11 protein-coding genes are annotated in these 12,827 nt (G+C 35.7%); 4 read left to right on the forward strand and 7 right to left on the reverse strand.

All coding sequences use genetic code 11. The features are described from left to right. Positions 1–94: 94 nt before the first annotated feature. Positions 95–1,516 carry a glutamate--tRNA ligase gene (gltX, locus tag OOK97_RS04645; RefSeq protein ID WP_264705024.1) on the forward strand — a complete coding sequence of 474 codons (1,422 nt, stop codon included), beginning with the start codon at positions 95–97 and terminating at the stop codon, positions 1,514–1,516. Between the two features lie 570 nt (positions 1,517–2,086). Here the strand turns inward: gltX and OOK97_RS04650 are convergent. Beyond that, on the reverse strand, positions 2,087–2,197 hold the full coding sequence (locus OOK97_RS04650; protein WP_080717651.1) for a WPE palindromic element domain-containing protein: 111 nt from the start codon (positions 2,195–2,197) through the stop codon (positions 2,087–2,089). Positions 2,198–2,307: 110 nt separating this feature from the next. Between OOK97_RS04650 and sdhA the strand changes: the two genes are divergently transcribed. Beyond that, entirely contained in the window at positions 2,308–4,113 is a 1,806-nt protein-coding gene (gene sdhA, locus OOK97_RS04655; RefSeq protein ID WP_264705025.1) for a succinate dehydrogenase flavoprotein subunit, read from the forward strand. On the opposite strand, the gene OOK97_RS04660 is transcribed toward sdhA, so the two are convergent. The 4 genes from OOK97_RS04660 to OOK97_RS04675 form a co-directional block, all read right to left on the reverse strand. Beyond that, positions 4,114–6,696: an ankyrin repeat domain-containing protein gene (locus OOK97_RS04660; RefSeq protein ID WP_264705026.1), complete on the reverse strand. Its 2,583-nt coding sequence runs from the start codon at positions 6,694–6,696 to the stop codon at positions 4,114–4,116. A 342-nt stretch (positions 6,697–7,038) separates the two neighbouring features. After that, positions 7,039–7,644 carry a guanylate kinase gene (gene gmk / locus OOK97_RS04665; RefSeq protein ID WP_264705027.1) on the reverse strand — a complete coding sequence of 202 codons (606 nt, stop codon included), beginning with the start codon at positions 7,642–7,644 and terminating at the stop codon, positions 7,039–7,041. Next, positions 7,628–9,433, reverse strand: coding sequence for a pentapeptide repeat-containing protein (locus tag OOK97_RS04670; protein WP_264705028.1), 1,806 nt, complete (start codon positions 9,431–9,433; stop codon positions 7,628–7,630). Before OOK97_RS04670 ends, gmk begins: the two co-directional genes overlap by 17 nt. Next, entirely contained in the window at positions 9,426–10,619 is a 1,194-nt protein-coding gene (locus tag OOK97_RS04675) for an ankyrin repeat domain-containing protein (protein WP_077188062.1), read from the reverse strand. The genes OOK97_RS04670 and OOK97_RS04675 overlap by 8 nt, the downstream gene beginning before the upstream one ends. Before the next feature lie 132 nt (positions 10,620–10,751). Here OOK97_RS04675 and OOK97_RS04680 point away from each other — a divergent pair, with 132 nt between their 5' ends. Next, entirely contained in the window at positions 10,752–10,970 is a 219-nt protein-coding gene (locus OOK97_RS04680; RefSeq protein ID WP_264705029.1) for a hypothetical protein, read from the forward strand. 212 nt (positions 10,971–11,182) lie between these two features. After that, positions 11,183–11,470, forward strand: coding sequence for a hypothetical protein (locus OOK97_RS04685; protein WP_264705030.1), 288 nt, complete (start codon positions 11,183–11,185; stop codon positions 11,468–11,470). 42 nt (positions 11,471–11,512) lie between these two features. Here OOK97_RS04685 and OOK97_RS07525 read toward each other — a convergent pair whose 3' ends face one another. Next, positions 11,513–11,707: a hypothetical protein gene (locus tag OOK97_RS07525; RefSeq protein WP_410529701.1), complete on the reverse strand. Its 195-nt coding sequence runs from the start codon at positions 11,705–11,707 to the stop codon at positions 11,513–11,515. Then, complete coding sequence (gene ychF / locus OOK97_RS04690) at positions 11,700–12,794, reverse strand: redox-regulated ATPase YchF (RefSeq protein ID WP_264705031.1); 1,095 nt, start codon at positions 12,792–12,794, stop codon at positions 11,700–11,702. Before ychF ends, OOK97_RS07525 begins: the two co-directional genes overlap by 8 nt. Positions 12,795–12,827 lie beyond the last annotated feature (33 nt).

The following is a 12,827-nucleotide window of genomic DNA, read 5'->3' on the forward strand; positions in this document are numbered from 1 at the left end:
ACAAGTAGATTTTATCTCTCAGAATAAATAAATTCCACATTGTTACAAGCATAAATTTTAGCTATCATCATTTACATTACTGTAATAGACAAATATGCCAGACGTAGTCACTAGATTCGCTCCATCACCAACAGGGTTTTTGCACATTGGTGGGGCCCGCACTGCGTTATTTAATTGGCTCTATGCAAAGCATCATGGTGGCAGGTTTTTGCTAAGAATTGAGGACACCGACAGAAAACGTTCAACGAAAGAAGCAATTGATGCAATTATAGAAGGGCTAAGATGGCTCGGTGTGAGCTATGATGGGGAAATAGTATATCAGTCAAAAAGAATAGAGCGGCATAAAGAAGTAGCAAACCTTTTAGTTGAGAAGGGTAGGGCGTATCACTGTTATTGCCCTGAGGATGAAGTTGCAGAAAAGAAAATAAAAGCAAGAGAAGAGGGCAAGATATACAAGCATAAATGTACTACAAAACCTCCTTCTTGTCATCCAAGTAGCCGACACTGGGATCCAGAAGAAAATATGTGGTCACGCGCTGGAATGACATCGGGTGTGAGGTCAGTTGTCCGCTTTAAAGTGCCAGATTCGCAAGAGATCGTTATTGATGATAAAATATACGGCCAAATCAAAGTAAATAGCAACCAGCTTGATGATATAGTGATCTTACGCTCTGACAACACTCCAACATATATTTTTGCCGTAGTAGTTGACGATCATGATGCTGGAATAACTGATATAATACGTGGCTCTGACCATCTCACTAATACCTTTAAACATCTGCTAATATACCAGGCTCTTGATTTTGACATTCCACGCTTTGCACATGTGCCGCTTATCCATGGGGAAGATGGGAATAAGCTATCCAAAAGGCATGGTGCCACAAGCGTTTGCGATTATGAAAAGATGGGAATATTGCCAAAAGCGATGCGTAATTACTTGCTGAGACTTGGCTGGAGTCACGGCAACGATGAGATTATTAGCGATGAGCAAGCAATAGAGTGGTTTAATTTAGAAAGTATTGGTCGTTCACCTGCACGGCTCGATTTCAAAAAACTGGAGCATTTGAATAACCACTATATTAGTAATATGAGCAATGAAGATATTCTGACTCTAATGCTTAGAGAAAATACTCTAACTGACAAAAAAAAGGGCTATTTACTGCAGGGACTGACAGAGCTAAAAAAAAGAGCAAACTACCTGACCGAATTATTGGATTTAGCAAAATTTTATATTCAAGATCCGCCACTTGATTTAAGTGAAGAAGCTTGTCAAATTGTCAAATCTAACCTCAATATAATTAAGTTACTCGCATCATTTCTGTCAAAGATCGGTGATGAAAATTGGAATAAGGGTTTTTTATCTTCTCAGATCAAGGAATGTGCAAAATTGCACGATATGAAAATAAGCGATGTATACCACTCATTACGCGCCCCTATAACTGGAGTAATGGATGCACCTGGAATCATTGATATCATGGTGATTCTTGGTAAAGATGAGTGTATAAGAAGGTTATAAGCAATTTAAATGAAATAAGAAAATTACTTGACATCCTTCGCCAGCCCCCTTATCATGAAACTGAAGCTATTGTATTTGCTTTCGCCAATCTGCAGATTAAAAGGTAAGGATTACTTAATGTATCGGCGTCTTATGTTCAATTTTTTGCAGTATATAGATACTGTATGTCTTTACAAAACTTCATCTACATCTAGGTTTTTATCTAAATAAGCTGAACGCGCTTATAAAGCGTTACAAGACATCAAAAAATGCCAATACTCGACAGAGATAGTAAAAGACTAGCTAACTCGGGGATTCTTTGTCTTTTTTTCTGCTTAGTAAATTTCTTAAACATTTGCAGCGTAAGTTAGTTGCCATTAAAAGCGGCTGAATCTCGCTTGTCAAGCGTTTAAAACATAAAAAACGCCAATATTTTAAAGCGGATAATAACCCCAGGGCTTCTTTTGCCTTTTTTTTTATTTGGTAAATTTCTTAATATTTATAGCTAAAGTAATTTAAAAGTCCGTGAAGGGTGTCATGCCAGTGCTTGACACTGGCATCCAGTTTTCCATATAATCTCATCAAAAATGTTTATTTTCTAGCTACTTTTATACTTATCAACCCAGTATGCTTACTTACAATTAAAATTTCTGGATCCCAGTGTCTGGGCACTGGGATGACAGCTAGCCTGACAACCGTCATCCCGCTACTTGTTAGCGCCGCGGCGGCATGACGTCTTAACTATAGAAAACTTGTATAGATTTTTTCTACTTCTGTGATATCATAAGCCTGTAATGATAAAATAAGTAAATATGGATAAGTCAGCGTATGAGATCATAGAACATGAGTATGACGTGGTAGTAGTAGGTGCAGGTGGAGCAGGGCTCAGAGCAACGCTTGGGATGGCTGCAACTAATTTTTCAGTTGCCTGCATTTCTAAAATTTTCCCTACACGAAGTCATACAGTTGCAGCACAAGGCGGAATTAGTGCAGCTTTAGGTAATATCGGTGAAGACGATTGGCGCTGGCATGCATATGACACAATAAAAGGTTCAGACTGGCTTGGTGATCAAGATGCAATAGAATATATGTGTAAAAACGCTGCTAAAGCTGTTATTGAACTTGAAAATTTTGGCGTACCTTTTTCTCGTACAGAAGATGGCAAAATATACCAGCGTTCCTTTGGTGGAATGACAACTCACTTTGGTAAAGGAAAATCAGCGCAGCGCACTTGTGCGGCAGCAGATAAGACTGGGCACGCAATCCTTCACACTCTATATCAGCAGTGTCTTAAATTCAACGCTGAATTTTTTGTTGAATACTTTGTGATTGATTTAATTATGGATAGCGAAACCGGAGCATGCTGCGGAGTTTTTGCTTGGTCGCTATGCGACGGCACATTACATAGATTTCGTGCGCATAGAGTGGTGTTAGCAACAGGTGGATATGGACGTGTTTATTTCTCTGCAACAAGTGCGCATACCTGCACAGGTGATGGTAATGGCATGGTAGTAAGGGCTGGATTACCACTTGAAGATATGGAATTTGTACAATTTCATCCAACAGGAATATATGGCTCAGGGTGCCTGATGACAGAAGGATGCCGTGGTGAAGGGGGGTACCTCGTTAATTCTCAGGGCGAGAAGTTTATGGAACGTTACGCACCAAAAGCAAGAGATTTAGCTTCCCGTGATGTGGTAAGTCGCGCAATAACAATTGAAATTAGAGAGGGAAGGGGGGTTGGACCAAAAAAAGATCATATGTATTTAACTATAGCGCATCTTGATCCGGAAGTAATAAAACTCAGATTGCCGGGCATCAGCGAAACCGCAAGAACTTTTGCTGGAGTTGATGTCACTAAAGATCCAATACCGGTCATTCCGACTGTTCACTATAACATGGGTGGCATTCCAACCAATTATTATGGAGAAGTGATCACGCTGAAGCAAGGTAAGGAAGAAGTGGTAGATGGACTATTTGCAATTGGAGAAGCTGCATGTGTTTCTGTGCACGGTGCAAATCGACTTGGTTCTAACTCGCTTCTTGATCTTGTGGTTTTTGGTAGAGCTGCAGCGCTCAGAGCAAGAGAGAAACTAAAATCCGGTACATCACATAAAAAATTGCATTCAGACTGCACAGACTGGATAGTAGATAGATTTAATAAAATGCGATTTGCCTCCGGTGGGCTAAAAGTAGCAAAAATACGCAGCGAAATGCAGAACACTATGCAAAAGTACGCATCAGTGTTCCGTGTTGCTGAAGTTTTAGAAGAAGGCAAAAAAGCTATAAAAAAGGTAGCAAAAATGATGCCTGATATTTCACTTGAGGATCGCAGTATGATGTGGAATAGTGATTTAGTTGAAGCACTGGAGCTTGCTAACATGATCCCACAAGCGGTTATTACCATGGAATGCGCAGCTAATCGCGAGGAAAGCAGAGGTGCCCATGCTCGTGAAGACTTTCCTGAACGTGATGACAAAAACTGGATGAAGCACACTATAGCGTGGCTTGAAGAAAAGAAAGGGCAAATTAACGTAAAAATTGATTATAAAAAAGTGGCTGAAAAAACTCTGAGCGGTGAGATTGATTTCATAGCGCCAGAGAAGAGGGTTTACTAGTTACACTATCCCTACACAATTTTTCAACGAGTTCATTATTGATATGGCACTCATTTTAGTGTCTGGAGGACTCTCAGTATGCTCTGATTGATTTGGTGACTCTTGTACTGCTTGATTTTTAGTCTCATTCCTTAAATTCTGTTGATCATTATTAACAAGGTTCTTCGAAGCTTGATTCTGCTCTGTTGTTGAATTAGAGCGGTTTTTGTCGTTAAATGTGTCCTGTGCTTTGTTGGTTGATTTTTCAAAAAGTTTCTTAATACCACTAAATCCTAAAGTTAAAGTAAGGCATATAACTCCAGCAGTAGCTATGATAGGAATGGCTGCTCCAATTGCCATTTGACCCTGAAAGAAAGCAAATGTTACCATTGCAATAACAGTAATCGTTATCGTGATTGCTAACAATTCGCGGGTCCTTTTTGCTGGATCTATGAATCCTGCTACAGCAGATCCTGTTTTCTTTATAGCAGAACCTAGCTTTTTAATGCCAGACTTGCATTTTTTCGAAGCAGTTCCACAGTGGTATTTTTCTTCAAGCTTCTCTTTTAGTTCTTTAGCTTTCTCCTGTGCTTTCTGTGGAGTCCCTGAATAATCTTTTAGATCTCGTAAAGTTAAATAGTACTTTTTAGTATGGAATTTTGGATCTTTCAGCTCCAGAGAACAGGGATCAGCGCCTATTTCTAGCAGCATTGTACAAAATTTTGTTGTATTGTCATAAGCAGTTGCTGTATCAAAAATTGTTCCTTGCAATAGGTGTTCGATACTTCTTTTTTCTGCTTTTTTCTTTAATGCCAATTCTAGGGGTGTGTTCCCTTCTCCATTCTTAGCATTTATAGCTTTACCTAATTTATCTTTAGATATTGTTCCATTTTTTACTAAACCTAAAATCAATTCCAAACATGTAACTTTTTGTTCTCCTTTGAATGAAGCAATATAGTGCAGAGCATTTTTTCCATCTTTATCTTGCACAGTAATATCTGCACCATTTTGTAGAAATAACTCTAAGGCTTTATATCTATTTGTTTTTTCAAATTTTCTATCTGTACATGATCGATCCTCATTCTTTTCTTTTATATGCTGAAGCAACTGATGAAGAGGTGTTTGCTCTTTCCCGTTAACAGCATTTATAGCCTTACTAAATTCATCCTTACCTAAAGTCAACTTCAAACATGCAACTTTTTGTTCTCCTTTGAATGAAGCAATATAGTGCAGAGCATTTTTTTCATCTTTATCTTGCACAGTAATATCTGCACCGTTTTGTAGAAATAACTCTAAGGTTTTATACCTGCCAGTATCCTTAAATTCTTTTTTTACTACATTTTTTATTTTATTTTTCAATGAAGGCTCTTTACTCTTTTCTTGTATGCGCTGGAGTAGTTGATAGAGCGGTGTTTGCCCTTCTTTGTTTTTATCATTTACAGCTTTTATAAATTGCTCTTTTTGACCTGCTTTTAGCAATATATTGAGAAGTTCAAGTTTTTGTTTTGTTTCAGGTTTAACAATCAAGTGTAAAGCATTATTACCATCTGTGTCTTTAAGGCTAATATCTGCCCCTTTTTGCAATAACTCTTCAAAACGTTCTTTATCATTATCTTTAATTGCTAAATGTAATTGATAATTATCATTACTATCTGGAGTATTTATGGTATGTGGTATAATTTCTTTAATTTTTGCTTCTGTATTGATTCTTATTTCTGGCTTTAATTTAGATTTCTTTCCTTGCTCTGCTAATTTTTCTAAGAAATTACGATAGTATGTCTTTTGCTCTTCTTTTAAGTCTTGTAATTTTTTTGTAGATAATCCTAAATTATCAGAGCTGGCCCCATGCTCTAACAATTTTGTAAGAAACTTAAGTGTGTTATCGTTATCTTGGATTGTATGAGACTCATGTTTTTCTTTTGTTACCTTGTTAATTAGTGCTACCTGAAAAGGGGTCTGATTTTCACTATCAACAAGTTGTGCTAAATCTTCCTTGGTGACCGTTTTTATTAGGGTACCCAGAAACTTGCATTTCTGTTTCTTTTCCAACGACGCAATGAGGTGTAAAATATTTTTCCCTTCTTCAGCTTTTATGCTGCTAATATCCGTACAATCTTTTAGATATTTTCTAAATTTCCTGTTATTTCCATTTTTGATCGCTTTTAGTAGTAGAGCATTGTTATTTGTTATTTCGTTGCTTATTTCTACTTCATGATCATCCTCTGTTTCGCTGTCCCTACGGTTGTGGGTAAAACAATATCTGCTATTATAAGTAATTTCTGAAATTGCTTGCTTTACTCGCTCTTTTGTTTCATTTGATATTTTTTTCGATCGTTCTATTGCTTTATCTAGCACTGGAAGGAAGCATTGGACATAATACCTATAATATTTTTCTTGTTCTCTTTCAAATAACCTTTTACACTTCTTGAGGGTTCCATCTTGACCTCTTGGTTTTTCACGCTTGTGTTCTTCTTTTTTTACCTTTCTCTCTATAATGCCATACAATTGCTCGTCTTTTCTATCCTGCTCTTGCTTTTTATTTTTATCTATGCATTCACCTAATTTATCTGCATTAGTAGTTAGTGCAGTTATATCTATACCCATACTAAAACCTCAATATTAAAAGCTATTTAAGTTGTCAGCACTAAACTAACAACCAAGAAGTTTGACTTTTAAATTGAGCTAAACGTTGTATATGTGATCAAAATATAGGTGGAAAGGCAGAAAATTAATTTCTGTGAGAAAATTTGCCGTCATAGTTAAACCTCACTTGAACAGTTGTCTACTATTTTAACCATTTAATCTTAAAAAATAATAAATATAGCTAAAGTGACTTAGATTTACCGACAATTTGAAAAACCGTCATTCCGCTACTAGTTAGCGGAATCTATGCCGAAGCGGTATAGCTATAGGATAAGAAACTATAGCTGCAAATTGATGTTTTTATCAGTCTTCCAGGCTTGGTTTTTCTTCTGATTTTTTAAGTCTTTCTTTATTTAGTATAGAGCTTATCTCTTCTACACTTTTGTCAATATCATCATTGATTATTACATAATCATATTTATCACGTTTGCTTATCTCTTTTTGAGCTTCGGCTAATCTGCGCTCTATTTCGCTTGCATCATCACTATTACGCTTTTGCAAACGCAACCTAAGCTCTTCCATTGAAGGGGGAAGTATAAAAACACTTACAACTTTTTTTCTCATGAGCTTGAATAAGTGAAATGCTCCTTGCCAGTCTATGCTGAGTAAAACGCTTATTCCATTGCTTAAGTTTTGCTCTATAAAATTTCTTGGTATACCATAAAAATTCTCAAAAACTTTGGCGTATTCAAGCATTTGGCCAGCTTTGCATAACTCGTGAAATTTTTCTTCGGTAACGAAAAAATAGTCTTTTCCATTTATTTCGCCGGGGCGAGGCTTGCGTGTAGTCATAGAAACAGACCTAACTAAATTAGTTGATTGCTCAAGTAATTTTGCTGATATAGTAGTTTTTCCAGCTCCAGAAGGGGAGGATAGAACCAATAATACGCCCTCACTTTTTACGGTCATTTTTCTTTGCATTTTTTAACATGGTGCTTTTTGGATCAGAGTTTAAAAAGCTAGAACCTTCTAAATTAGAATTTGATAAGTTGGTGCCAATAAGAGAAGAGTTATCAAAGACAGTATAGCGCAAATCGGTTTTTTCAAAATTTGCCTTATTCAAATTAACGTTTACAAACTTTGCTCTACTCAATGTTGAATTAGAAAAATCAGCATTTTCTAAATCCATATCCTTAAATTCAAAGTAAGAATAATTTACATTAAATTTTTCACCCTGTGATATTTTCTCTTGCAAATCTCCAATTGAAGTTATAGCATTTTCTAACCCTGCAAGTTTTTTCTGTCCTTGATTGTCAATCAAAATCGAATTATCAAACTTGCAATCTGTTAAATGAACATCAGCAACTGAACTTTTATATATGCTTGAAGAGTGAAAAGACATATCACTAATTGTTGAATTACTCAAATTGCTAAGAAAAAAACTAGTTTTCCTAAAGGCATTAGCGTGAAGCAAAGAAGATCTGAAATCGCTTTCAATAAAATTTGAATTAGTTACTTTTAAATTGGACCAACTCGAATTATCAGCTAATAAATTAAAGAATGTTGAATTTTCTATTTCACTGGAATCAATATTATGGCGAGAAAGTGTACTGTTATAAACTTGAGAGTCTTGGATTTTTATCTTATACATTGAAGTTGTAGAAAGGTCTGAATCTTCTATCTTCGCAGAGGTGAATAGTGAATGGTCAAAAAATGAGCCATTCATGTTAGAATTTGCAACTTTAGTATTATGAAACTTTCCGTGACGAATGTCAGCATTAGAGACATTAACTTGATGCAGTTCACTAAAACTAAAATCAATATTGGATAAATCAGCATCATGAAGATTTGCTTCAGAAACATATGCATGTTTTATCTTGGAACCATTTAGTATAGATTGAACAAAACTTGAATTATCGTCATTCACATAGGAAATTTGTGTGTTGCTTAAATCAGTTTCGTCGAAGTTACTGTTAATTATGATAGAAGAATTAAGGCAAGCATCGGAAAGATTGCTACCTGTAAAGTCTGATTCTTTTAACTCTGCACCATATATGTTAGCATTTTTTAATGAAGAAAATTGTATCTTTAATTTATATGCATCCACTCCAAAGAAACTTGCATTATCAAGGTTGTTTTTCTGCATAACAGTATCGTTTATTTCACTATCACTAAAATTTACGTGGCTAACATTCGAGTTTGATAAGTTGGAGAAATTCATTTTCACATTCGAGAAATTAGTATGCAAACCAATTACGTTGTGCATACTCACTTTTTTGAGATCGGAACTGATAAAATCAGCATAACTAACATTAGACTGATCAAATACGATATCTGTTAAGTTTGCGGAAACAAATTTTGTAAAACTCAAATTTGTACCTTTTATTTTAATGCCATGTAAATTAGCATTGGAGAAATTAGCACCACGTAAATCAACATCAATGAAAGACACGTCGGATAAATCGGTGTTAGAAAAATCAGCACCAATCAGACTTACTCCATCAAAAACAGATTTACTTAGGTACAGTTGGTTAAAATTAGCTCCATTTAAGTTAGAACCAAAACCTTTCTTAAAATCTTCTGGCACGCCCTCTTTGTGGCACTGCACCAAAAATTCAGCAAAGTCTTTTTTACTGTAAGATACGTATTTTGCATCACGCAAAGCGTTTAAAAAATCACTAATCTGATTTTTTTCATCATTTGTTTCGTTTCCATAACATAAATGACCAACTAAAATTAATATCAAAAATCTAATCATCTTGCTTATCGCACTGTATTTCTTTCGTTTTCACAGCCCAATCGTACATTGCTGAGCTTTCTTTATTGTCTATTTTTCTATCCTCTAAAAGATGTGGCATCATTTCGGCAATCGCATTTATTATATTGATCTGCTTTTTTTCGATTGCTATATCAATTGGGGATTGAAAATTATTGTTAACTACTCTAAGATCAGCACCTTGTAATAAGAGAAAGCGCACTATGTCTACCTCACCTTGTTTAACTGAATAAATGAGAGGAGTATCACCCAATTTATTTCTAAACCTTAGTATCTCTTGAATTGTTAATCCAATTTTTTCTAGCTTACTTATTACTCCTCTTAAGCAAGTTAAGTTGTTCTTCTTAATGCAGTAAAAAAATTGCTTACTGTAATCATCAATAAACACAGTTGTAGGAAGATGCTCATTAAGGCTATCATATTGTCGTTTATATATTGACTTGCTTTGTATGTCTTTATGACCCCATTCTTTTATTGGTTCTCTGTTTAGCTTTGTCCATTTTTGTAAACTTTTCTTTTCACTTTGCTCTTCTTCATCTTTTTTAGTTATAGGTTTTACTCTATTGCGGTCCTTGGAATTACTGTTTGTTTCTTTCACTTTTTTTTCTTCAGACTGATTCTCTACTTTTTCTTTTTTTCCCTCTAATAATTGACTCGCATCACTTTTTGAAAGTTCATTATCTTTTATATCAATCTTCTGATCAGCTTGTAGATTTTTTTGCGGGTTAGCTGTATTCTCATTTAAATCAGCACTTAAAGGCAAAGGCTCTGGTTTCAAATCTTTATTCACTTCTTTATTGGCCACATTTGGTAAATTTTGAGCAAATTTGTCTGTGCTTCCTTCTAGCTGGTCATTTGGCAAATCTTTATCAATCCTTTCACCTTCACTTATAGTTTTTTCAACCACGAAAGCTTTGTTCTCGTTGTGTTGCAGTTTCTCTTTATCGGTAGTGCCGTCTAATCTTTTGCTCTCAGCCTCTTGTGTTTGTTTAGCATCGACGTTGCTTTTTAACTCATCTTTTTGATTTGTGCTATCTTGCTTCCTTACACCTACATTTTCGTTTTTATGAACTGATTCAATTTTCTTTTCTTCAAATTGCTCTACAGCAAATAGGCTCAGTGATCCGAATACAACAGCTAATAATATAAAATATAAAATATTTTTCATAAATATCCCAAGCATAAGCTTAATTAAAATGATACTATAATCAAATGATTAATCTACAGTAAAAAATGCCTTAGGATTTAATTTATAAAAAAACAATAGATTTTTTGTATCTGTTCAGGGGCATCGCAAATATTGAAGCAAAGTGGTCAGTGCTTACTGTACGAACATTGTGATTTGAGAGCAATCTCCGCTAGGGAGGATGTCATCCCAGTGCTCCTTTCTCGTCATCCCAGTGCCCAGACACTGGGATGGCTTTGTTGCATCGCTACTTATGAAAGGCTAACTATAGTTAGGATTATAAGCAACCTATTGAAAATCTTGTTTTTTTGCAATCAATCTGATCAAATTTAAGAATAGTAATTTGTTATTTATATTAATAAATTTAATTCTATTGAAAATAGCTAAAGCATTGAAATTCTTGAATTTTAGCCAGATTAGTGAGTGGTAGTGAAATTTCTTTTACTCAAATTTAGGTATTCACTGACCGTTCTTGTTATAAATACCAGAATAATAAGCTACTGATATTCCCTATCTTTTTTATCTTTAATCCATCATAGCTAGCGATGCAACAAAGCCCACTGGGATCCAGAAAAAAGAATGGTGTCATGCAAGTAGCCTCCTTCTCCTGTCATCCCAGTGCCCAGACTACTTGGATCCAGAAAAGTTTGCTTGTAAGCAAGCAAACTAGCATAGAAAGTGGTTACAACATTTTCGATGAGATTATATGGAAAACTGGATCCCAGTGTCTGGGCACTGGGATGACAAAGGAGGACGTTATTCCAGTGCCAAGCACTGACCATTTGCTGTGCAATTTACCTTCAAAAATGAATGTTCGTACAGCTATGGAATGAATCGCGGTATGACGTAGGACTGCTGTCATTCCAGTCTGGAATCTAGTCTTTACTGGGGAGAAGAAACTCTCCTTCTACAGTGTATCCGTTTAGGGGAGGTATCTGTTCAGATGCATGGCTAATGTACAAATATTGAAACAAAAATTCCAGTGCTCCCTTTCTTGTCATCCCAGTGCCCAGACACTGGGATCCAGAAAACTTAACTTTAAATAAGTGGCTGCATAATAAACTACACATTAAACCTAAAGTGCATTATATCACCATCTTGCACGATGTAATCTCTGCCTTCAAAGCGAATTTTTCCTGCGTCTTTGCAAGCTGATTCACTTCCATACTTTATGTAGTCTGCAAAGCTTATTGTCTCTGCTTTTATAAAGCCTTTCTCAAAATCAGTGTGGATTACACCTGCTGCTTTATCGGCTGTTGACCCTATTTTTACTGGCCATGCCCGTGCTTCTTTGGGGCCCACAGTAAAGAAAGTTATCATACTCAGCACTTCATACATAATACGCGCTACTCCATCAAGGCCTGATTCTTGTAAGCCAAATTCTGATAAAAAACTCTGTTTTTCCTCTTCAGTATCAAGATTTGCAATATCTGCTTCGAGTTTTGCTGAAATACAATAAAATTTACTTTTATTTTCCTCCGCCATTCTCTCTACCTTTTTAGATAATTCATTGCCAGTTATAACATTTGTATCTTCAACATTGCAAACGTACATAACGGGCTTTGTTGTCAGCAATTGAAGCGACTTCATCTCATCTTCATTGATATTCTCCAAACTTCTTGCAGGTTTACCTAATTTTAAAGTAGCTAATACCTCTTGCATTAATTCAAGTTGTCTCTTTAGCTCTTTATCACCTTGCTTTGCTTTCTTTTCCAATTGAGGAAGCCTTTTTTCTATGCTATCAATATCAGCTAGGATTAATTCCATTTCTACCACTTCAGCATCTGATATTGGATCTATTTTACTGTGTACATGGCTGATATCGTCATCCGTAAAGCACCTGAGCAGATGAACGATAGCATCAACTTCTCTGATATGGCTTAAAAATTTATTGCCGAGCCCTTCACCTTTGCTCGCACCCTTTACCAGACCTGCAATATCTACAACTTCTAATTGATTATAAATTATCTTCTCTGAGCCTGCAATTGCTGCGATTTGTTTCAAACGCTGATCTTTTATCGAAATCTTGCCTATATTTGGCTCAATTGTGCAGAAAGGATAATTTGCAGCTTCGGCTGCACTTGACTCTGTAAGTGCATTAAATAAGGTTGATTTTCCTATGTTTGGTAACCCAACTATACCGCAGTTAAAACTCATATTTGCTATTTAAAGCTACAACTATTGCATAAT

The organism is Wolbachia endosymbiont (group A) of Gymnosoma rotundatum (genome assembly GCF_947250765.1).
Lineage (GTDB): Bacteria > Pseudomonadota > Alphaproteobacteria > Rickettsiales > Anaplasmataceae > Wolbachia > Wolbachia pipientis.